Annotated in this window: 20 protein-coding genes, 1 tRNA gene, 1 pseudogene and 1 riboswitch; of the genes and pseudogenes, 9 read left to right on the forward strand and 13 right to left on the reverse strand. The window is 59.5% G+C overall.

Annotation, left to right across the window (positions count from 1 at the left end; genetic code table 11):
- Positions 1 to 78: 78 nt before the first annotated feature.
- Complete coding sequence (locus C2U40_RS26140; protein ID WP_146054384.1) at positions 79 to 570, reverse strand: hypothetical protein; 492 nt, start codon at positions 568 to 570, stop codon at positions 79 to 81.
- A gap of 77 nt (positions 571 to 647) precedes the next feature.
- Positions 648 to 1,370, reverse strand: a complete 723-nt coding sequence (locus C2U40_RS14960; protein WP_103828680.1) for a hypothetical protein — start codon at positions 1,368 to 1,370, stop codon at positions 648 to 650.
- Between the two features lie 284 nt (positions 1,371 to 1,654).
- Here C2U40_RS14960 and C2U40_RS14965 point away from each other — a divergent pair.
- Positions 1,655 to 1,962: pseudogene (locus tag C2U40_RS14965) on the forward strand (integrase core domain-containing protein); the annotation flags it as partial.
- A 129-nt stretch (positions 1,963 to 2,091) separates the two neighbouring features.
- Here the strand turns inward: C2U40_RS14965 and C2U40_RS14970 are convergent.
- Together C2U40_RS14970 and fdhD are read right to left on the reverse strand one after the other, a co-directional pair.
- Complete coding sequence (locus C2U40_RS14970) at positions 2,092 to 4,380, reverse strand: FdhF/YdeP family oxidoreductase (protein WP_103828681.1); 2,289 nt, start codon at positions 4,378 to 4,380, stop codon at positions 2,092 to 2,094.
- The gene (fdhD, locus tag C2U40_RS14975) at positions 4,367 to 5,173 is read right to left on the reverse strand and encodes a formate dehydrogenase accessory sulfurtransferase FdhD (RefSeq protein WP_181014914.1); all 807 of its coding nucleotides are present in this window, start codon (positions 5,171 to 5,173) and stop codon (positions 4,367 to 4,369) included. The genes C2U40_RS14970 and fdhD overlap by 14 nt, the downstream gene beginning before the upstream one ends.
- 148 nt (positions 5,174 to 5,321) lie before the next feature.
- Between fdhD and C2U40_RS14980 the strand changes: the two genes are divergently transcribed.
- Positions 5,322 to 6,239: a LysR family transcriptional regulator gene (locus C2U40_RS14980; RefSeq protein WP_103828683.1), complete on the forward strand. Its 918-nt coding sequence runs from the start codon at positions 5,322 to 5,324 to the stop codon at positions 6,237 to 6,239.
- A gap of 177 nt (positions 6,240 to 6,416) precedes the next feature.
- Here C2U40_RS14980 and C2U40_RS14985 read toward each other — a convergent pair.
- Positions 6,417 to 6,506: transfer RNA gene (locus C2U40_RS14985), tRNA-Ser, on the reverse strand.
- Positions 6,507 to 6,924: 418 nt separating this feature from the next.
- Between C2U40_RS14985 and C2U40_RS14990 the strand changes: the two genes are divergently transcribed.
- Both C2U40_RS14990 and C2U40_RS14995 read left to right on the forward strand, forming a co-directional pair.
- Positions 6,925 to 7,842: a L,D-transpeptidase family protein gene (locus tag C2U40_RS14990; RefSeq protein ID WP_103828684.1), complete on the forward strand. Its 918-nt coding sequence runs from the start codon at positions 6,925 to 6,927 to the stop codon at positions 7,840 to 7,842.
- A gap of 27 nt (positions 7,843 to 7,869) precedes the next feature.
- Positions 7,870 to 8,868 (forward strand): DUF481 domain-containing protein, encoded by a 999-nt coding sequence (locus tag C2U40_RS14995; RefSeq protein ID WP_103828685.1) that lies wholly within the window; start codon positions 7,870 to 7,872, stop codon positions 8,866 to 8,868.
- Between the two features lie 148 nt (positions 8,869 to 9,016).
- Here the strand turns inward: C2U40_RS14995 and C2U40_RS15000 are convergent, their stop codons facing one another.
- The 3 genes from C2U40_RS15000 to C2U40_RS15010 all read right to left on the reverse strand — a co-directional run bounded on the left by C2U40_RS15000 (position 9,017) and on the right by C2U40_RS15010 (position 11,601).
- Positions 9,017 to 9,736 (reverse strand): MaoC family dehydratase, encoded by a 720-nt coding sequence (locus C2U40_RS15000; RefSeq protein ID WP_103828686.1) that lies wholly within the window; start codon positions 9,734 to 9,736, stop codon positions 9,017 to 9,019.
- A gap of 271 nt (positions 9,737 to 10,007) precedes the next feature.
- Positions 10,008 to 10,964, reverse strand: coding sequence for a 23S rRNA (adenine(1618)-N(6))-methyltransferase RlmF (rlmF, locus tag C2U40_RS15005; protein ID WP_103828687.1), 957 nt, complete (start codon positions 10,962 to 10,964; stop codon positions 10,008 to 10,010).
- Between the two features lie 148 nt (positions 10,965 to 11,112).
- Positions 11,113 to 11,601 carry a C40 family peptidase gene (locus C2U40_RS15010; RefSeq protein WP_005298673.1) on the reverse strand — a complete coding sequence of 163 codons (489 nt, stop codon included), beginning with the start codon at positions 11,599 to 11,601 and terminating at the stop codon, positions 11,113 to 11,115.
- Between the two features lie 275 nt (positions 11,602 to 11,876).
- Between C2U40_RS15010 and C2U40_RS15015 the strand changes: the two genes are divergently transcribed.
- Positions 11,877 to 12,599 (forward strand): 4'-phosphopantetheinyl transferase family protein, encoded by a 723-nt coding sequence (locus tag C2U40_RS15015; RefSeq protein ID WP_103828688.1) that lies wholly within the window; start codon positions 11,877 to 11,879, stop codon positions 12,597 to 12,599.
- Positions 12,596 to 13,444: a tetratricopeptide repeat protein gene (locus C2U40_RS15020; protein ID WP_103828689.1), complete on the forward strand. Its 849-nt coding sequence runs from the start codon at positions 12,596 to 12,598 to the stop codon at positions 13,442 to 13,444. Before C2U40_RS15015 ends, C2U40_RS15020 begins: the two co-directional genes overlap by 4 nt.
- Before the next feature lie 142 nt (positions 13,445 to 13,586).
- Here the strand turns inward: C2U40_RS15020 and C2U40_RS15025 are convergent, their stop codons facing one another.
- On the reverse strand, positions 13,587 to 13,829 hold the full coding sequence (locus C2U40_RS15025; RefSeq protein WP_010634682.1) for an Lpp/OprI family alanine-zipper lipoprotein: 243 nt from the start codon (positions 13,827 to 13,829) through the stop codon (positions 13,587 to 13,589).
- Positions 13,830 to 14,053: 224 nt separating this feature from the next.
- Positions 14,054 to 14,707: a 3,4-dihydroxy-2-butanone-4-phosphate synthase gene (ribB, locus tag C2U40_RS15030; protein WP_011705223.1), complete on the reverse strand. Its 654-nt coding sequence runs from the start codon at positions 14,705 to 14,707 to the stop codon at positions 14,054 to 14,056.
- Positions 14,708 to 14,809: 102 nt separating this feature from the next.
- Positions 14,810 to 14,967, reverse strand: a riboswitch (FMN riboswitch).
- Between the two features lie 198 nt (positions 14,968 to 15,165).
- Here ribB and purU point away from each other — a divergent pair.
- A complete protein-coding gene (gene purU / locus C2U40_RS15035; protein WP_011705222.1) occupies positions 15,166 to 16,002 on the forward strand; it encodes a formyltetrahydrofolate deformylase in 837 nt (278 codons plus the stop codon).
- A gap of 69 nt (positions 16,003 to 16,071) precedes the next feature.
- Here purU and C2U40_RS15040 read toward each other — a convergent pair whose 3' ends face one another.
- Positions 16,072 to 17,334 carry a DUF945 family protein gene (locus tag C2U40_RS15040; protein ID WP_103828690.1) on the reverse strand — a complete coding sequence of 421 codons (1,263 nt, stop codon included), beginning with the start codon at positions 17,332 to 17,334 and terminating at the stop codon, positions 16,072 to 16,074.
- 95 nt (positions 17,335 to 17,429) lie between these two features.
- Positions 17,430 to 18,911: a cardiolipin synthase gene (cls, locus tag C2U40_RS15045; protein ID WP_011705220.1), complete on the reverse strand. Its 1,482-nt coding sequence runs from the start codon at positions 18,909 to 18,911 to the stop codon at positions 17,430 to 17,432.
- Between the two features lie 97 nt (positions 18,912 to 19,008).
- Here cls and C2U40_RS15050 point away from each other — a divergent pair, with 97 nt between their 5' ends.
- Complete coding sequence (locus tag C2U40_RS15050; RefSeq protein WP_026080151.1) at positions 19,009 to 19,551, forward strand: DUF1439 domain-containing protein; 543 nt, start codon at positions 19,009 to 19,011, stop codon at positions 19,549 to 19,551.
- Between the two features lie 4 nt (positions 19,552 to 19,555).
- Here the strand turns inward: C2U40_RS15050 and C2U40_RS15055 are convergent, their stop codons facing one another.
- Positions 19,556 to 20,035 (reverse strand): GNAT family N-acetyltransferase, encoded by a 480-nt coding sequence (locus C2U40_RS15055; RefSeq protein WP_011705218.1) that lies wholly within the window; start codon positions 20,033 to 20,035, stop codon positions 19,556 to 19,558.
- A 428-nt stretch (positions 20,036 to 20,463) separates the two neighbouring features.
- Here C2U40_RS15055 and C2U40_RS15060 point away from each other — a divergent pair, with 428 nt between their 5' ends.
- Positions 20,464 to 21,627, forward strand: a complete 1,164-nt coding sequence (locus tag C2U40_RS15060) for a M23 family metallopeptidase (protein WP_103828691.1) — start codon at positions 20,464 to 20,466, stop codon at positions 21,625 to 21,627.
- The last annotated feature ends 72 nt before the right edge of the window (positions 21,628 to 21,699 follow it).

Raw genomic sequence — 21,699 nt, forward strand, 5'->3', positions numbered from 1 at the left:
CAAAAGCGCGCTAAAGAGTGCTTGCTAACAAACACTCTGCTACCAAGATGGCCTTAAGCTAGGTCGAAAAAATCAGCTCTAATAACCCAGACTTTGATTCAGCTCTTTAACCTTGGCTTCAAGGAGCGCAGCCTCTTCCCGTCTTGCTGCAACTTGAGCTGCATTATCATTTGAGGAAGGAGTGAACTGCTGTTCGGCCTGGGTCAGAGCACTGATTTGCTGCTGCAGCCCGACTTGGTTACCACCTTTAACTTTTAGTTGGGCAACCAGTTGACTCAATGAGGCTTTCAATGCCTGCTGATCAGCCTGCTCTTGTGCCAATGTTGTGTTTGAACGCAGCTTACGGCTTTCCATGTCGGTCAAAACTTGATGCGATAGTGCATTGAGTTCCTGGTTTCGTTGCAGCTGTTGCTCTTGGTCGTTGACCTTTTGGCGGTATCCTCCAGAGGAATCACAACTCATTTTTGTGAAGATGCTAGCGCTACGGTTGGAAGGATCACAATCCGCGGGAGTTGTGGCACAACCAGTTAATACCAGCAAGCTACTCAGATAGACGGCTCTAAATTTCATAATATTTTCCTATCAACATCCAGATAGACCCGAGATATTGACGATTCCCTTAACGACAATGATGTAATGATTGATACTTAACCAACTGTGATGGCGCTGCGCTGGTCATAAAGGCCATTAACCTCTTTCTCTAATACGGCAATCTGCTTGTTCAGCTCAAGCACTTTAGTATTGACCATTGCCAACTCAGTCTCGGTTGCCTCACTCTGCTCGCTTTTGGCCACTTGCTGATACTCAGTCGCCTTCTTACGCATATTTGTCAACTCTTTGTTGAGTTGAGCCAGATCAGCATCGACTTTGCCAAGCTGGCGCTGTGCTACCGCCTTGTCAAAGCCCGCTTTGTCTTTATCCTGAGCAATTTTGGTCAACGTTTTACTATTATCAGCAATGACCTGCTTGGCAGTATTCGTGCGAGCGACCACAACCTCGGTGTCTTTTTGAATGTCATTATTCATCGCTTGCAAGCGTTCTGTGGTATTCGCATATTCGGCACGACGAGTATCAAGATAGTAGTTAGCCCCCATCGCCACACCACATGCAGCTATGCCCGCTTTAATCGCACACTGAGTTTTTTCTTCTGACTTCAAAAGCATGCAAGCCGCAACCCCCATACCTGCCGCAACAGCACATGCCTGAAATCCAGACGCACTAAAAAATTCAGCCTCTTGGCCATTAGTGAGCCTTGAATCTGTTACCGGTTGATTCCCTATCGCCGAGCTCCCAGTACTAGCACAACCAGAGAGAGTAAAACTGATGGAAACCATTAAACAAATAGCAGTGCGTCTAGCAGTGATTATCATCTTCAGAACCCCGAAAAGTTGTACAAAAAAATGAATCTACGCTTCTGAAACCCAGTACTAACTCCGTTTGGCACCAGATTCTATAGGAGCTCAATACTACTACAGCTGCACACTTTCCAACACACCTCAATTCAGCTTTGACAAACGAAAAACTTGAGTATGATCAAATTCCTAGATGGATAGGACCAAGCTTGTTAGTGAAGTAAACTGTGTTACACCGTATGAATGAACGCCTCTGCATTATAATGGTGGGTTACAATTTGTAGTGGTCTAGTTATCCCGGACTGTTTCACTCCGACCAGGGCAGCCAATAAGTCGGGTATTTCGGCAGCTGCTGTGGTGCTATTGTATGACCCAGAGCATGAGCCGGCGTGGCAACTGCTGGGATAACGCGCCGATGGAGCGGTTGTTCAGGAGCTTGAAGACGGAGTGGCTTCCGGCAACGGGTTACATGAGCCTTCGAGAAGCGAAGCGGGATATCAGCTACTACCTGATGAATTACTACAACTGGCGGCGTCCGCATCAACACAATGACGGGATACCGCCAGCAAAAGCCGAGGATCGGCCTAACCAAGTGTCCGGATTTAGTTGAGCATTACACACCAATCCTATAAACAACAACGCCGCATGTCTTATGCAGCGTTGTTGTTTATAGGATCTCCGGGCTCTGCTGCATTGGGCTGGCAGGCTTGAACCGGCTCAAGCCTGCCAACCTCTCGGTTCATAGCAGCAACAGATTCTCCTGTTGACGGGAGGCGGTCACCAGCACCGGGATGGACTTGGAGGTGGGGGTGAACGAGCCTGCCCCTATGCTGTCGATGGGCACCAGCGGGTTGGTTTCCGGATAGTAGGCCGCGATGTTGCCACGCGGGATCTCGTAGATCACCACCACAAAACCGGTCACGCTACGCTCGCGCCCATCGTTGCAGATGGCCGCCATGTCGACCCGATCCCCTTCGGCAAAGCCAAGCTGGCGGGCATCCGCCTCGTTCATGAACACCACGTTGCGCTGGCCCTTGATGCCGCGATAGCGGTCATCCATGCCGTAGATGGTGGTGTTGTACTGATCGTGAGAGCGCAGGCTCTGCAGCAACAACACCGGCTGATCGCTCATCTGCTCGGCATGGCGGGTACACTCCGGCAACACTGATTGCGGCAGGGTGCTGGCACGAAACTCGGCCTGGCCGCTGGCGGTATTCCAGGTCAGCAGCGCCGCGGAGTTATCGAGATGAAAGCCGCACGGCTGTTGGATGCGGGCATTGAAATCGGCAAAGCCGGCAATGGTCTGTTCGATGAGATCGCGGATGCGGCCATAGTCATCGCGCAGGGCCAGCCAATCGACCCGCTCGCTGCCCACGGTGGCATGAGCCATCCGCGCAACTATGTCGGTCTCGGAGAGGCAGAGGGGCGATACCGGCTCGGCCGCACCGGTCGAGGCGTGCACCATGCTGAAGGTGTCCTCCACCGTGATCTTCTGGTTGCCGCTGCGCTGGATATCGAGCTCGGTGCGGCCGAGACAGGGCAGGATCAGCGCCGCCTTGCCCACCTGCAGATGGCTGCGGTTGAGCTTGGTGCTGATCTGCACGTTGAGCTCGGCTTTTTTCATCGCCCCGTAGGTGAAGTCGGTATCGGGTGCCGCTGCCGCCAGGTTGCCACCCAGGCAGATGAGCACCTTGCTCTTGCCCTCGTCCAGCGCCTTGAGCGCTTCGTAAACATTGTGACCACGGGCCCGTGGCAGGCTCACCTGCAGGTGACGCTCAAACCGCTCGATAAAGGCGGCGGTCGGCTTTTCGTTGATCCCCATGGTGCGGTTGCCCTGCACGTTGCTGTGGCCCCGCACCGGGCAAAGCCCCGCCCCCGGCTTGCCAATCTGGCCGCGCATCAGGTGCAGGTTGACGATTTCGCGAATGGTATCGACCGAGTGCAGATGCTGGGTCACCCCCATGGCCCAGCAGCTGATGATGCGCTGGCTTGCGGTAAACACCCGGGCAGCCTGCACGATGTCGGCGCGGGTCAGGCCGGATTGCTGCTCGATCGCCGCCCAGTCGGTGGCATGCACCTGCACCTCGTACTCGGCAAAGTGGCGGGTGTGGCGGGCGATGAAGTCGCGATCCACCGCCTCTGGCGCCTCTTCCAAAATGTACTTGGCCATGCCACGCATGGCGGCCATGTCGCCACCCAGTTTCGGCGTCAGGTACTGGTGGCTGATGGTGGTGGCCGCCGGGGTCAGCAGCTCCAGCGGGCTCTGCGGGCTGGCAAAACGCTCCAGCGCCACCTCTTTCAAGTTGTTGAAGCTGACGATCTTGCAGCCGCCGCGCGCCGCCTGGCGCAGGGCATTCATCATGCGTGGGTGGTTGGTGCCCGGATTCTGGCCATAGACAAACACCGCATCGGCCTGGTCGAAGTCATCCAGCACCACAGTCCCCTTGCCGATGCCGACCGACTGGATCAGCGCTACCCCGCTCGCCTCATGGCACATGTTGGAGCAGTCGGGGAAGTTGTTGGTGCCAAACAGGCGGCCAAACAGCTGATAAAGGTAAGACGCTTCGTTGCTGGCACGCCCCGAGGTGTAGAACTCCACCTCGTCCGGGCTATTCAGCCCCTTGAGGGTGTCGGCAATCAGGGCGAAGGCGTCGTCCCAGCTTATCGGCTCATAGTGATCGGTCGCCGGGTTGTAGCGCATCGGCTCGGTCAGCCGCCCCTGATACTCGAGCCAGTAGTCACTCTGGGTGGCCAGCTGGCGCACCGAGTGGGCGGCGAAGAACTCGGCCCCCACCGTCTTGCCGGTGGATTCCCAGGCCACCGCCTTGGCGCCGTTCTCACAGAACTGGAAGGTGCCGTGGTCGTTGTCACCCCAGGCACAGCCCGGGCAGTCGAAGCCGTCGGTCTGGTTGACCCGCAGCAGGTTCTTGATGTTCTGACGGGTCTTCTGGCTGCGCAGCACCTGTTTCATGGTGGATTGCAGGGACGAAAAACCGCCGGCTTTGGCGGGCTTTTCAATATGACTCATGGCACTCTCCGATGGGATCCGCCGGGCGATAGCTCGAATAGCTGACCGGGGCATCAAACTTGGGAATATGAACGACGTTGAGGTTGTATTTGAGGGCCAACCTGACCGCCAGCTGACTGGGCGATGCCAGACAGATGAGGTGACGGGCACCGAAACGGGCGGCTTTTTGCACCAGCTCGCTGCCGCAGCGGCTGGTCACCACCAGGGTGTCACACGCACTGTGCCGGCGCAGCAGCAGGCCAATCAGCTTGTCGAGGGCATTGTGGCGCCCGATATCTTCCCGGCAGTGCAGGATCCGGCCCTCGGCATCCAGCGCCAGCGCCGCATGCAGGGCGCCATGCTGCTGCCCCTTGAGCTGCCACTGGGCAATCTGCGCACGCAGCCCCGCCAGCAAGGCCCCATCCAGCGGCGGCGTCAGTGGCAACACCGGCAGTGCGGGCAGCGCCTGCTCCACCGCCGCCACGCCGCAGATGCCGCAACCGGTCGCCCCGGTCAGCCGGCGTTTGAGCTGGGCCAGAGCAGCCAGGGAACGGTTGGCGATGGTGATGTCCAGCACCATCCCCTGCTCGGCCGGCGCAATCTGGATGTCGTGGACCTCGTGGTTGTGCCGGATGATCCCCTCGCCAAACAGAAAGCCGACGGCAAAGTCGTCGAGATCGTCCGGGGTCGCCATCATCACCGCATGGTTGATGCCATTGATGTTGATGGCGACGGCTACCTCCTCCACCAGATGATCCAGTGCGGGCGAGGCAGGCAAATTGACGGGGATGTCGACGGGCGTGTAGGCAGGCATGCAGGTTGGCCTAAAAATGCAAACTGCATTCAAGTTTAGAGAGGCGGCAGACGCAAAACCAATGAAATAAATCTATATGGCAATAGAGTTGTTCTATTGACGGCGTTTTTTCAATTGATTAATTTTTAGGTTCATCCTCGCCTCCCGAATGATCATGAACATCAAGCAGCTGCACTATTTCCACGAACTGGCCAAACACCAGCATTTTGCCAGGGCGGCCAAGGCCTGTCACATCACCCAGCCGACCCTCTCGGCCAGCATCACGGCACTGGAGAAGAACCTCGGCACCGATCTGGTGGTGCGTACCAGCCAGTTCGTCGCCCTCACCGAAGCGGGCGAGCTGGTGCGCCAGTATGCCGAGCGGATGCTGCTGGAGCAGGAGGCACTCAAGCAGGAGCTGGCGCTGTTTCATGGCGAGCTCTCCGGCACCCTGCGCATCGGCATCGTGCCCCAGTCCAATGTCGACATCATGCCGCTCATCGCCCGCTGCAAGCAGCGCTACCCCGACATCGTCATCCGTCTCTCGGTGCTCAGCAACGAAGCCCTGCTGTCACAGCTGGAGCTGCACCAGTGCGATATCGGGCTGGGGTTTGACGAGCCGCTCACCGGCGCCGCCAGACAGACCTTCCACCTCTATCCCCAGGGGCACAACCAGATGGCGGTGCTGATGAACCGCGACGAGGCGGATCAGCTCCTCTCCGGCGACGAGCTGACCCTGACGGCACTGCAGCAGCGGCCGCTGGTACTGCCCAGCCGCACCATGCAGTTTCGCAAGTACCTGGACCGCGCCGCCGAGCGGGCCGGCATCCGGCTTGACGTGGTGCTGGAAACCGACTCCCTGTTTCACCTGGTGAGCGCCGTGCGCCACCGGCTGGGCTGGGCCATCGTCAGTGCCGGCCTCGCCCGCTCCGCCAGCAAGCTCTCGGATCTGGTCTGCCTGCCGCTGGCGCCGCAACGCGACATCGGCCATACCGCCTTCATCACCCGCCAGCACAGCGTCACCCCCGTCATGCGCGCCTTCCTCGAGCTGGTGAGGGAAAGTGAGCAAATCAGTACATGGGGCTGAGCACTGGCGAACGCAAATGCCGCTGGGATTTATCCACCATTGTCTATTTAAAACGGCTCACACAAATCCAATCCAAAGTTAGGATGCTGACCGTGTTGAGGAGATGAGGAGCAAGCTGCGCTAGGTATCCCTATAATGCAAGAGGCCCAAGCTGGCTGGCAGCTTTGGCCTTGAAGATGGCGGAGAGACAGGGATTCGAACCCTGGGTGGCATTGCTGCCACAATTGATTTCGAGTCAATCCCGTTCGGCCACTCCGGCATCTCTCCACGGGGCATCATTGTTACCGGAGCCGCCTCTGGAAATCAACTTGAATCTCTTTAAAGATCAAACGACTGCACATAAAACCAGCAGATGAGCGCGCCCGGTGGCGAGATGTTCTCTGCTATCGTGCCTGCTGTCGATACACTACCGACGCCGAGACACGCCCCTGCATGGGTGCCGCCGGCGCTACTCACCACTCATCCCCTCTCCCACCACCCGCCAGGCATGCTGTTCATTGCAGGTTATGCTGCCTTGCATTAAAAACGGGCAAGAAACGGTCAAAATGATGGATTGCCATGTCGGGACCCGGCTGTAACCCTGGCTGACCAAGCTGGCAATCGTCACCCGTTTGACTGACAATTTCCCCCTTTTACCCAGGGCGGTCGCCTCGCGGCCCCCTCATCTCAATCAGACAGGAAGTACATGTTAATAGCACGAACCCTCTCATTGCTGGCGCTGGCCGCCAGCCTGCTGACGGCTCCGGTCCTCGCCACCACCTATCCGCTGCCTCCGGCAGGCAGCCGCCTGATCGGCGAGCTGGAGGACTACATAGTCCAGCCAGATGAACATCTTGAGCTCATCGGCAAGCACACCCAGATTGGTTTTCTGGCGCTGCTCGAAGCCAATCCAGGGGTCGATCCCTATTTGCCCAAGCCGGGCACCCGGCTGACCCTGCCGACCCAGATGCTGCTGCCGGACGTGCCTCGCGAGGGCATCGTCATCAATCTGCCGGAACTGCGCCTCTACTACTTCCCGAAAGGCAAAAACGAGGTGATGGTGCTGCCCATCGGGATCGGTGACATAGGGCGAGAGACGCCGGAGATGACCACCACGGTGATCGCCAAGAATCCCAATCCGACCTGGGTGCCCGGCCCCATGGTGCGCAAGTCCTGGCTCGAGCAAAAGGGGATCACCCTGCCGGCGGTGGTGCCGCCCGGTCCCGACAATCCCCTCGGCAAGTTCGCCATGCGCCTCGGGTATGGCAAGCAGGACTACCTCATCCACGGCACCAACAAGGACTTTGGCGTCGGTCTGCGGGTCAGCGCCGGCTGCATTCGGCTGCGCCCCGACGACATCGAGGCCCTGTTCAAGATTGTCCCCATCGGCACTCAGGTGCGGGTCATCAACCAGCCGGTCAAAACCGCCATCGAGCCTGATGGCCGCCACTGGCTGGAGGTGCACTCACCGCTATCTCGCACCGAACTGGAGCTGGAGCAGGGCGCCCCGCTGATCCTCTCCCCTGAGGTGGAAGCCTTCATCGCCAAACCGGAAGTCGATGGTGACAAAGCCGCCAGCGTGCTAAACAGCAAGAACGGTATCCCCCGTCCCGTCAGCGGCTGATGGCCAACCATGTTCACGAGGATCTTCATGAGCTACCGCATTTTTTGTCTGCTGGCCCTGCTGCTGAGCCCGGCGGTATCGGCCGACATCCTCTGGATGGACAACGGGGACCGGCTGACCGGCACCATAGAGGAGATAGGTGACCAGCAGGTGCGCATCGCACTCCCTTACAGCGCCCCCGTCACCGTCAAGCGCGAGGCGGTCAAGCGCTGGCGCATCGAGAAGCAAGACAAACCCAAACCGACCGTCAAGACTGGCATTACCCTGCTGGCCCTGACGCCGGATGACCAGAAAGCCTGGTTGTGGAGCGGCAGCAGCGATCTGAACGTCAAGCTCAAACACAGCGACAAGCAGACCAACAACGTCAACCTGAAAGCCTCCACCGAGGTGGCCAACCTCGACTGGCGCTATACGCTGGATGGGGAGTACATCTACGAGACCGCCAACAACGTCACCAACAGCCATGAGTACCGACTCAAGCCCATGCTGGACTTCTTCTTCGATCAGCGCTGGTTTCTACGCTCCGCCGTCGACTTTGAATACCAGATGCTGAGCCCCGAATACATGGATGTGGGTTATGTGGCAGGACCCGGTTACCGGTTCTGGAACGACAAGCGGCGACGGCTGGAGCTGATCAGCCAGGCCGGACTGGAGCGTTCCTACGTCAGGCCGGGTTATTGGGACGACTTCATCATCCCCGATATTTTCAACGACAGGATCATCAGCTATCCCTTGATGGGCCTTGGCTGGGACTACCGCCAACCCATCGAGCTCTGGTCGGAGCAACTGGAGCTGTTCAGCAAGGGCACCTACAAGCGCTATCTGGACCAGCCATCCCCCTACATCACCCGGGCGCAGGCCGTAAAAGGCAGCCTGGGGATGCGCTACTACTTCAATGACCACCTGCGCCTCTCCTGGACGAGCGAACTCGACTGGGAAGATGCCAGATTGGACTATCAAGGTGTGCAGACACCCTTATCAGACAAAGAGTGGCGCCACCTGATAAGCCTGGGGGCCAGCTTCTAGCACTCAGGGCAAGCCATGGATCCGTGAGTGGCGCCTACATAGAGGCAACATAGGCAAGTGCAACAAACGCCATCAACAAAACAGGCTCACCGAGGTGAGCCTGTTTTTTTCAATACGGTTCATGCCAGCGGGTGACACCGTCACCCCGTCAGAAGTAGATACGGGTGACCGATTCAATGACGCAGCCTGGGCGACGAATGCCTTCGATCTCGACCTTGATCTCCTTGAGCAGCTCCAGCCCGCCCTTGATCGGGGTAACCCGAGCCAGCTTGGTGCGGGCGCGGATGTTGCTGTCCACCTTGATGGGATACGGGAAACGCACCTGATCCAGGCCGAAGTTCACCACCATGCGGGCGGTCGGAAACTCGGGGGCGGCCTCGTTGATGCTACCCGTCAACCGCGGCAACAACGCCAGGGTCAGGAAGCCATGGGCAATGGTGGTCTTGAACGGTGACTCGGCCGCTGCGCGCTCCGGATCGGTGTGGATCCACTGGTTGTCACCGGTCACGGCGGCAAACTCGTTGATCATCTGCTGGTTGACCAGCAGCCACTCACCGACATGGGTCTCTTCGCCGATGCGCTCCTGCAAGGTGGCAAACAAGGCTGCAGCCTCGCCGCTGAGTTCGACGGCAGGAGTATCCAGCAGCATAGGCTGGCCGTTGACGGCTTGCGCCGCGCCCTGCTGTTGCTGCGTGGACTGGCTATCGCTCTGCAAATCCAGCACCCGGCCCAGCAGAGGGTGGAGGTGTGCCTTTTGCTGAAACTCACGCCAGTAGTCGCGGATCGCCGGAGAGAGCCAATCCTTGAGCTCAAAGGGGTGCTGCGCCAGTATTTCGCGCTTGCGCTTCAGAAAATCGACAACTTTCATGTACCGATCCCTATTCGATTCAAAGCATGTAAAGAGGTCTAACCAGTCCTATTTTATGAAAGTTTCAACTGCAAGTGCAAAAAAATCTCAGCGTACAACTGTACCGAGGATGAAAGTGATCACTAACATGCAGGCGCCAGCCCATATGCCACAAGGGGAAAAACGATTGTCATGGGTGCCGGGTATCGACCCAGACTGGCCACTGGCGCTCCCCAAAAAACAAGGGGCATACCATCGGCATGCCCCTTGTCGTTGTCCCGCTTCAGCCGGCTCAGGTGTTATCGTGCGCCATTGGCGACCACCACTGCCTGCTGGCAGCATCGTCTTGGAAAGACCAGGCCAGGACCCGGCTGATCTTGTTGCCCTGGGTCATTTCGAGCACCCGCACCTGACGGGCCCCGACCCGGCTCAGCCCCTGCTTCGCCGCCGGCAAGTTCTCTTTTTTTGAGACCAACGAGCTGAACCAGAGGCACTGGCTGGCGAATGCTTTGCTCTGAGTGATCATGTTGGCCAGAAAGGCGGCCTCCCCCCCTTCGCACCAGAGCTCGGCCTTCTGACCGCCGAAATTGAGCACCGGCTTGGCCGTCGCCGCCTTGCCCAGGTTGCGTAGCTTGCGCTCCGTTCCCTTGCTTGCCTCTGCCAGTGAAGCATGAAAGGGAGGATTGCAGAGGGTTAGCGCAAAACGCTCGCGCGGCGCCACAATCCCCTGAAAGATGTCGCCAGCCTTGCCCTGCAGACGGCATTCGATCTGGCTGCCCAGCCCGTTGCTCTTGGCCAGCAGGGTAGCGGCCTTGATCGACACCGGATCGATGTCGGAGCCGACGAAGCGCCAGCCATATTCGCGGGCCCCCAGCAGCGGATAGATGCAGTTCGCACCGACCCCGATATCCAGCACCCGCACGCTCTTGCCGGTCGGCACCTTGCCGGCACTCTCGGCCAGCAGATCGGCCACCCGATGCAGATAGTCCACCCGTCCCGGAATGGGTGGGCAGAGATAGTCGGCCGGCAGATCCCAATGCGCAATGCCATAGTGCAGCGCCAGCAACGCCTTGTTCAGCGCCTTGACGGCGGCCGGATCGGCAAAGTCCAGGGTCTGGGTGCCGTGCTCGTTGACGAACACGAAGGGTTGCAGCTCGGGGGTACGCTGGCAGAGCGCATCGAAATCATAGGGAGCCTGATGGCGATTGCGTGGATGCAATCCGGGTTTGCGGTCGGAATGGGTCTTCATGCTGAGCCTGCCGAGGAAAACGGGCCCACACTATAGTGACTTGGCCCCGGAAAGTCTAAATGACGGCCATAAAAAACCGGGCTGTCGAGCCCGGTTTAAGTGAGGTTGGAAAAACAGTCCGTACTGCGAGCCGTTTGTCCAGCCTGACTCAGATGTCGATCCGGCGTGCCTGCCAGAATTTGCTGCGCCAGTAGGAGCTGTCGAGCTTGGAGCGCGTCACCCCGGCGCGGGTGGAGGCGTGAATGAATTCACCATTGCCCACATAGATGCCGACATGATTGAGACGGCGATTGATCTTGAAGAAGACCAGGTCACCTTCGACCAGATCCTGCTTGGAAACACGGGTGCCTTCATGGACTTGGGAGCGGGTATCACGGGGAAGTTCGATGCCGACGGCGTTGCGGAACACTTCACGGGCGAAGGCGGAACAATCGATGCCGCGCTGGCTGCTGCCACCCATGCGGTAAGGAACACCGCGCCACTCTTTGTATACTGTCAGGATTTCGTTTACATCTGGGGTTTGCGAAGCTTCCGGTTCAATAACGGGTTCCATCATGGAAACTTCGATCTTGCTCGCGACCTCGGGCTGGGGTGCCGAGGCACAACCCACCATTCCGAGCGCGACCAGCAGTAGCATCAGGTGGCGCAATCCTTTATCCCCGCAAAATAGTAAAACTTGTTAAAATACGGCCCGAACGGGCAATTTATAAGGCAACAGCACCCGACTATATCCAAGAATTCTATCGAGGCAAGCGAAAATCCCTATCGACATCACATTTTTGCAAGGAAATGCATTATTTTTCCTGATTAATGTGATCGTGGCCAAACAATATACAATCTCGAAAGGGGCCACCCAGGCCGGATCAAACTGACTTTTATCGCTGTTTCAGCATGCTTTTTAAGTGAAAAATTATGATCTCTGTGGATCTCTATTTGTTAAAACCGGCAAACACGGACGCCGACCAGCTGAGCCTGCTGCAAACTCTGCTCTCCCCCGAAGAACGGCAGACATGGCAGGCCATCGGTCAGCCGGCACGCCGCCAGGAGTACCTGCTCAGCCGTGGCTTGCTGCGACGGCTGCTGGCCGAGCGCCTGCAGTGCCGGCCCGATGCGCTGCAGTTTTGCAGCAACCCGCATGGCAAGCCGGCGCTGAGCGACGGGCGCTGGCAGTTCAACCTCAGCCACAGCGGTGACTGGCTGGCGATCGCCCTCTGTGCCGCCGGCCCGCTCGGAGTGGATATAGAGATGGGTCAGCGGCGCCGCCAGATTCTGCCACTGGCCCGCCGTTTTTATGCGCAGAGTGAATATGAGTGGCTGCTCGCCCTGCCCGAGGCGGAGCAAGAATCGGCCTTCTATCGGTTCTGGTCGCGCAAGGAGGCGGTATTGAAGGCCCACGGCGCCGGCATCGCCGCCGGCCTCGACAAGGTGCGCTTCGTGCCAGAGGCAGCGTGGCGGCTCGACAACCAACTCGATGAACAGGATTACCAGATACAGGATTGGCCCATCGGCCGGGGCTGGCTCAGCCTGGCCGCACCGACCCTCGCCGTCAACGGCTGGCAGCTCGACAGCAGCTTGAATTCTGTGCCCATCAACCCCATGTTAACTCACACCATTTTCCAAGAGTCAGCCTCATGATCGTCGACATCCATCCCCAGAATTTCCAAAGCGCCCTGATCGATGCTTCCATGAAAAAGCCGATCGTCATCTATTTCCACGCCCCCCAGATGCCGGAGTGTCAAACCATGACCCCGCAGGTGGAAGCGCTGGTCGGCCCGGCCAATCCCCAGGTGACCCTGGCCAGGGTGGACATGAACGATCCGCAGCTGCAACCGCTGGCTGGCCAGCTCGGCCTGCGCGCCCTGCCGGCGCTGGTGCTGTTCCACCAGGGCCGCCCTGACGAGCAGGCCATTCTGGAAGGCCCGCAGGACGAAGCCACCCTGCGCCACTACTTTGCCGCCTTCGCCCCCAAGGAGGAGGAGTTGCTGTTCGAACAGGGACAGCAGGCGCTGGCGGAGGGTCAGGCTGACCTTGCCTATGCCCATCTCGGCAAGGCCCATCAGCTGGCACCGGAGCGCCACGACATCAGCCTGTGGCTCATTCAGGCGGCGCTCGATCTCAATCTGCTGGACGAAGCACAGGAACGACTGGGCAAAATCCCGATGATCGCCCAGGACGATCACTACCAGACCCTGACATCCCGGCTGGCACTGGCCCAGCAGGCCGCCGACAGCCCGGAGCTGCGGGCGCTGGAAGCCCGTCACCAGCAGGAGCCGGACAACTTTGCTCTGGCCCAGGAGCTGGCGGTGCAATACAGCCAGGCTGGCCGGCAGGAAGAGGCGCTCACCCTGCTGTTTACCATCCTCAAGCGGGATCTCGCCTTCGGCGATGCCAAGAAGACCTACCTCGACATCCTGACCACCATGGGCAGCAACCCGGCGGCGCAGAGCTACCGTCGCAAGCTCTACAGCCTGCTCTACTGATCGATGCGGAAATGAAAAACGGGGTGATGCCGAGTGTTCGGCATTGCCTTGTCAGGCGGGTATCAGAGGGGAAAACGCGGGAATTTGACGAATTTCAGGCAAAAAAAAATGGCGCATAACTGCGCCATTTTTTTCGCATGGATTACTTCTTGTAGGAAGTAGCCATGTTGTCGATGCGCTGGTTAGCACGCATAGCTTCTTGCTTGGCTTCTGCAACATCAGCAGCGATCTTGGATTGATCAGCACGAACAGCGCTAACATCTTGAGCCAGTTGGTCAACTTTGTTAGACAGATTCTGAACGGAAGTTTCCAGTTCGCTGGTGTTTGCACAACCGCCCAGCAGAGCGGACAGACCAACAACACCTACCAACAACATTTTTTTCATTTTAAAAGCTCCCTTTAACTCGCCAGACGTTTAGCAAGCGGCGTGATTATGGCACAAAAAAATCATAGTTTGGATAGGCCCCATCACAGATAAATGCATTAAAACCCTCATTTTTTTTTAAACGTACACTTTTTGTGCAAAGTTAAGCCAAAAATGAGGGTCTCTGGATGAGGTTCGCACAAAGCGTAACCAAATTTTGGGCTTATTACAATTTCGTATGAGGCTCAGGCTGAACGTTCTGACAGCAATTGACGATATTGCACCAGATCCTCGATGGTCAGCACCGGCATCTGATGCTGGCGACCGAATGCCACCAGATCCGGCAGCCGCGCCATGGAACCATCTTCCTTGGTCAGTTCGCACAACACCCCGAACGGTTTGAGTCCGGCCAGCTGCATCAGATCGACCGTGGCTTCGGTGTGGCCACGACGGGTCAACACCCCGCCGGTGCGGGCCCGCAGCGGGAAGACGTGGCCCGGGCGGTGCAGGTCGGACGGTCTGGCGCCGTCGGCGATGGCGGCCCGAATGGTGGTGATGCGATCGGCCGCCGACACGCCGGTGGTCACCCCCTGCGCCGCTTCGATGGTCACGGTGAAGGCGGTCTGATAATGGCTGGAGTTGGCCTCCACCATCATCGGCAGTTCGAGCTGGCGTACCCGCTCGTCGGTCAGGCAGAGGCAGACGATGCCGGAACACTCGCGGATCATCATCGCCATCTGTTCGTTGGTCATGGATTCGGCGGCGAAGATGAGATCCCCTTCGTTCTCCCGATCTTCATCGTCGGCCACCAGCACGCCGCGACCGGCACGCAGAGCTGCCAGCGCCGCTTCGACACGGGCAATGGGATCACCAAATTCACTGAGAAGAGACTGATTCATGGTAAGACTCCTAAACAAGACAAGGACCAGAATCAGGGCATGGAAAGGCAGACAGAGATAGGTATGCAGCGGCCGGCCCATGGGGCTTGCCTGCAATATCTGTCTTATCCTCTTTCATCCGGACTATTACCGTCGGCTCCGGCATCTCACCGGATCTGCTGACCCCGTCCCGGTGCAATACCGGGTCGGGCGCTCGCGGGCTCCCCGAGTCACATCGGGATACCGCCGGTGGGGAATTTCACCCCGCCCTGAGAATAAGCGCAGACAGCGTAAAGAAAAAAAACGCCGGATACCAGCCCAAAACCCATCAAAGATGAATAGCGTACCGCTTGTGGCCGCATTGCATCAGGGCGCACGGCGCACTGTCTTTTCTGATTTTGTTTGTGGCATAGTGCCTGAAAAAACGCGCAGCCTGCGCAGACTCAGGCGCCAACAACACAAACGGAATCATGACAGAGATGGAAAAGAAAATACTGCTGACGGACTGTCCGGACGCCAAGGGCCTCATCGCCAAGATCACCAACATCTGCTACAAGCACCAGCTCAACATCAACAAGAACGACGAGTTCGTGGATCACGAAAACGGCCGCTTCTTCATGCGCACCGAGCTGGAGGGACGCTTCAACGACGAGACCCTGCTGGCCGACCTCGATGATGCCCTGCCCGCCGGTGCCCAGCGCCGCCTGGTCAAGGCCGGCAAGAAGCGCATCGTCATCCTGGTAACCAAGGAGACCCACTGCCTCGGCGACATCCTGATGAAGAACTACGCCGGTGCGCTGGACATGGACATAGTCGCGGTGATCGGCAACTACGACACCCTCGCCGAGCTGACCGGCAAGTTCGACATTCCGTTCCACACCGTCAGCCATGAGGATCTGAGCCGCACCGAGCACGAAGAGCAGGTGCGCGCCATCATCGACGGCTACCAGCCCGACTACGTGGTGCTGGCCAAGTACATGCGGGTGCTGACCCCGAGTTTCGTCGAGGCCTATCCGCGCAAGATCATCAACATCCACCACTCCTTCCTGCCCGCCTTCATCGGTGCCCGCCCCTATCGCCAGGCCTTCGATCGCGGGGTCAAGCTGATCGGCGCCACCGCCCACTTCGTCACCGACGATCTGGATGAGGGCCCCATCGTCGAGCAGGACGTGATCCACGTCGATCACACCTTCAGCGCCGACGACATGGCCAAGGCTGGCCGCGACGTGGAGAAATCGGTGCTGAGCCGGGCACTGGAGCTGGTGCTGAACGAGCGGGTGTTCGTCTACGGCAACAAGACGGTGGTATTCAAGTAATCCCGGCCACTGAAAACAACAAAGGCTCCCGCGGGAGCCTTTGTTGTATGTGCACGAAAGCAACGTCAATCAGAGCGGCAGACCATTGACGGTCATGGCACCCTTGTCGAGCTTCAGCTCGGCCGTCAGCTGCTCCTTGTCCGCCTTGAGGTAACCCATGGCGGCGAACTGATCCAGCATGGGCGCCAGCTGCGGCACCGCCTTGCCCAGCTTGCCGCTCAGGTTGGCGTGCAGCAGGCCGGAGAGGGCGTGCATCCCCTCTTCGCTGTTGAACAGCTGCTCGAGCGAGGTGGCCGCCAGCTTGATGTCGCCCTTCATGGCCACCGGCTCGCCATTGAGGTGGGAGCTCAAGTCCACCAGCTCCAGCGTGGCGCCACGCTTGAGCATCTTGTCCAGCGCCTGCTGGATCGCCTCCTCTTCCACGCCCTGGCCGCTGGAGGCCTGCAGCGCCTGATAGCCTTCCAGATCCAGCCCCTTCAGATTGAGGGCCAGCTTGCTCTGGGTCAGCGCCAGGTTGTCGGTCTCGTTCTCCAGATTGAGGGTGTCCACCTTCATCTGGTAGCTGCTGGAGAGGGTCTGGGCATCATCCCCCGCCAGCTGGGTTTCGGTGGTCAGCCCCTGCAGGGAGACCTTGACGCTGTCAGGCAGCTGTACCGACAGTGCGGAGAGGGTCATGTCGCTGCGGGGAGAGAGCCAGATGCCGCTGATCTCGGCCATGTCGGCACTGCCCTTGAGCTCGGCCAGCACCATGTCCATCTTGTTCTGCTCTTCGTGCACCGTCATGCCCTGCCAGTGGAAGGTGACGTGACCGTTGCCTTCCAGATCGCCGTGATAGTCGCCCTTCATCGGCAGGAAGTTGAACTCGTCGAGCCCCTGCTTGATCTTGAACTCGTTGGCCCAGAAGCGGCTGCTGTTGCTGGCGGTCCACAGGCTGCTGACCGACTCGATGCCGAACTGCCACTGCTCCATCTTGAAGGCGTTGAACACCGGCGCCAGCGAACCCTGCTTGGTGTCGAGCAGCATGTGGCTCTTGATGTAGAGCGGCAGGATGCGGCTGTTGACGATGAACTGCGCCTCGACCGGCTCGCTCCCCTCCAGCTGACCATCCAGGCTGGCCAGGGTCTGCGGGGTGACGACCACCTTCAGCACGCCATCGCGGGCGAACAGGTGGCTCGAGCTCGGCTGCCAGCTCAGTTCGACGCCGCTCTCCTGTTTCACCTTGGCGATCTGCTCGGCCATGATGCGATCGAACGTGTTGCCCGTGTACCAGCAGGCACCCAGCCCACCCACCACCAAGGCCGCCGTGACGGCCAGCGCTACTCGCTTCTTCATCTTCTTCTGTTTCTCCAGGGAGTGATTGCCGCACTCTACGGGGCCAGCTTGGGGCTAGGCAAGCGCAATTCGGCGCCTGCCGCAATTAAGTGATGTCACAACAAGGGGCTGAACAGGTAGAACATGTTCTCCATCACCTTCTTGTACCAGGGGCGTGCCCGCCACTTGGCCAGCGACATGGGGGTCGCCTCTATCATGTAGCCCTGCACCAGCTGGGTCATCTCGGCGACGAACACCGGGTTGTCGATGAGCAGGGTCACCTCGAAGTTGAGCCAGAGGCTGCGCCGGTCCAGGTTGACCGTGCCCACCAGGGCGAAGTCGTCATCCACCAGCACGCTCTTGGTGTGCAGCAGGCCGGCGTCGTAGCGATAGACCTCCACCCCCGCCTCCAGCAGCTCCTCCATGAAGGCGTTGCAGGCGTAATTGGCCATCAGGGAGTCGTTGCGCGCCGGCAGCACCAGCTGCACCTGCACGCCGCGGGCCGCCGCCGAGGAGAGCGCCGCCGCCAGCGGATCGTCCGGCACGAAGTAGGGGGTGGTCAGCACCAGATGGTGGCGAGCCTGGTAGATGGCCAGCAGCAGGCTCTGCTGGATGCAGTCGCCGCCGACGAAGGGACCGGATGGAATGAGCTGGGCCCGGTAGTTGCTCTGGGGCCAGGCCTCCGGCTCGTGCTGCAGGCTGTCGAGCAGCCGCTCGCCGGTCTCCATCTCCCAGTCCCAGACGAAGATGGACCACATCAGCGGCACCATGGGCCCCTGCACCCGGATCATGATGTCGACCCACTGGCCGACCCCGGCGTTCTGCTTGAAGAAGCGGGGATCCACCATGTTCATGGAGCCGGTGTAACCGACCCGGTCGTCGATCACCACCAGCTTGCGGTGCATGCGCAGGTCCTGGCGCTGGAACGGGATGCGCCAGGCCCCGACCGGCAGCACCTCCACCAGCTTGACCCCGGCCTTGCGCAGCTTTTTCGGCCAGGACGAGCGGAAGAAGGTCTTGCTGCCCATGGAATCGAGCAGCAAGCGACAATCCACGCCGCGCGCCGCCACTTCCATCAAGGCTTCACACACCTCGTCGGTGTCACCGCCCGGATGCCAGATGTAGAACTCCAGGTAGCAGGACTGGGAGGATTGGCGGATGTCGCGCACTATCTCGCGCAGGATGGCTTCCGGCTTGCTCAGCAGCGTCATCCGGTTGCCGGAGAGCATGGGCATGGCCAGCCGGCCCTGGATCAGATCGTGCAGCGGCTGGGCCTTCTCCCCCACCTCGCAGCAGTGCTGGGGGAAGAGCCGGGCCAGCTGGCGGATCCAGATGGCATAAGGGCGGTACATGGCCTGCGCCCGCTCGGCGCGGCGCCGGCCGAGGCGGATCTCGCCGAACAACACATAGAAACCGACCCCGGCAAACGGGATGGCATAGATGAGGGCCAGCCAGGCCAGCGAGACCCCGATGGGGCGCCGCTTCATCACCACTCGAAATGAGACCCCCGCCACGATCACGGTGTGAAACAGCAGCAGCAACCAGCCGAGGAACTGGGAAAACAGCAGTTGGATGTCGTGCTCCAGACCGTTGATCACGAGAACTCCTTTTACAGACGAGTGAAATGCGGTGGGCAGATCCCGCGAAGCCAGGATGGTATGCTGTAAAACACACCCATTCTATCAGGTCGTTAGCATGATCCTGCAATCTATGCTGCTCAGTCTGGCCATGCTAGGTCAAGGCTCATATGACATCAATGAGCAACAGATAAACCAGTACCTGCAATCCCAGGTGCAAGTGAACAAACAGCTGGAGCTGCCCGGCATCATCAAGGCCCATGTGCAGCTCGAACAGAGCGATGTCCAGATCGGGCGCCAGAGCCCGGACACCGCCCGGGTCTATGGCAAGGGCAAGCTCAAGATCGCCCTGCCGGATCAGACCGAGTACGACGCGCGGTTGAACATGACCTATGAGGCGAGACCGCGCTACGACAAGGCGCAGAGCGCGCTGTTCCTCGACAACATGAAGTTGATTGAATACAAGCTGGAGCCGGAGGCGGCGCAGCAGAAGTTCGGCTTCATGCTCGGCATGCTGCTGCAGAGCATGGAGAAGCGGCTGGAGACCCAGCCGGTCTATCGACTCAACGACAAGGATCCGAACCAGGCATGGCTGAAGGAGAATCTGTTGGGGCTGGAGCTGTCACCGGGCAAGATCCACCTGTTGACCAAGCCCCAGTGAGTCGTCAGTTGTAGACCGGGGCCTTGGCCTGGCGCACCAGCAGCTCGATCTGGTAACCCTGTTCGCGCTGCTGGTCATACAGCGAGAAGAGCGGCCCCTCCAGTTCATGCAGGGGCAGGTCGGCGAAGCCGGCCTTGAGGTAGAACGGCTTTTCAAACGGCAAGGCCTGACACACCACAGGTTTGTCCTGCAGATCGTTGCAGGCGTGCTGCAACAGGCGCGAACCCAGCCCCAGCGACTGGTAGTGGGGCAGCAGACGAAAACCGCACAGGTGGTAGTAATCTTGTTCGTCGCGCAGGCGCACGGCTCCCACCAGCCAGTGGGCGTCGCGTACCACGAAGATCCGCTCGGCCAGATCCGGCACATAGTGGGAGAAAGTGGTTTCGTAGTAATCCCTGATCAGGGAAAGGTCTGCATCACAGTACTCTTCGAACGTGAGTTCCATCGCCCGCTTGCCTATCACACCCGTTCCATCCATGGCCATTCGGCCCGGTCCTCATACATTGATGTCGGTCGCAGAGATCCGACCAGATTGACGATATCACGGCTTTTAATAACAAAAAAGCCAATAACCACACCGGGTTGCATAATTTTTAACATGCCGTCAGCCGGTCTGGCCAGCGGCGATCCTATCACGGCAAGCCAGTGGCAGACACTGTTTGCGCCTCTTCCCCGCCCTTTACGGCAGCCCGCCATTTCATGGCCCGCAACTCACTGATTTGGCTCTACAAACCCTTTTCGTAAACATTTGTTAACAAACAAATGCCGCTATCCTTCCGCATAAAAAGCCCCATTTGAATAGCAACTTTGGCATTTGCCCCTATGGTGAAGCCTTGGCATAGCCTCGCGCTGTTGTTGCCCGCGTGGGTCCATCCCCACACCGACACCTCACCACTTTGCCAAGGAGTTATCATGTCCAGACCGATCCCCTCCCTGCTGATGCTGGCCCTGCTTCCCGCCGCCGGCTGGGCCGGCGACATCCATGCCCCGCTTGCCCCCTATCACTTCACGGCGCAGCAGCTTGTCGCCAGTCAAGCCCCTGTCCTCCCACTGGATGAGGCCCACTTCGTGTTCGGCGAGGCGGCCATGGCCTTCGATCTGCACGACTTTTTGCAGCAACAGGCGCCCCACCTGCTGCCCAAGGAGGAGGTGATCCTGCACTGGAGCGGTATCACCAGCCTCAACCCCCAGTTGCTGCTGGTCCTGATGGAGGCGAGCAGCCAGCTCATCTCGGCTCCCTCCGAGCAGGCCATGGCGGCGCCGTTCGCCAGGCTGGTCAAGGCCAGGGGCTTTGACAACCAGCTGGAGCTGATGGCGCGCCAGCTCTCCGAGCGCTTCTATCAGGCCCGCGCCCAGCAACAACTCATGCAGCGCAGCGCCCCCGCCCTGGCACCGCAGGCTGCGCACCAGGCTGCCCTCGCCAGTCTGCTGAGCGTGTCAGTGCAGCGCCAGCTCGGTGAGCAGTGGCGGACCCTGTTCGGCCAGGACGCCATGACATCCCCCAGGGGCGGCGCAATCGCCCCCGCCGCACCGCTGGCTGGCGGTCAGTTCCAGCTGCCGTGGCGCCAGGGCTACAGCTGGAAGGCCAATGGCGCCCACTCCCATACCGGCTCCGGCTACCCCTACTCCTCCATCGATGTCTCCTACGACTGGCCGGGCTGGGGCGGCGCCACCTACACGGTCACCGCCGCCAACAGCGGCACCGTCACCGTCTTCTCCCGCTGCCAGGTGCGCGTCACCGCCCCCAACGGCTGGGCCACCAACTACTACCACATGAGCGGGATCTCGGTGCGAAGCGGCGACTACGTGGCCGCCGACACTCCCATCGGCACCTATGCCGGCAACCGCAACGAGGCGCTGTGCGAGGGCGGCTCCTCCACCGGCCCGCACCTGCACTTTTCCCTGCTCTACAACGGGGTGTTCCAGTCCCTGCAGGGGCAGCGGCTGAGCAGCTATGCCGTCAACGTCGGCGCCAGCAACTACGACGACAACTGCAACCGCTTCTGGCTCTACAACCAGCGCAGTGGCCAGCGCTACTGCGCCTGGCAGCCACTCTACAACAACGGGATTGACTGAGCCGAAAACAGCCCGGTGAAGTGATTGAAAAGTCAGTAATGGCGCGGCCTGCGCGGTTTTTTGCAAGCCGTC

This window comes from Aeromonas sp. ASNIH4 (genome assembly GCF_002934425.1).
Classification (GTDB): domain Bacteria; phylum Pseudomonadota; class Gammaproteobacteria; order Enterobacterales; family Aeromonadaceae; genus Aeromonas; species Aeromonas hydrophila.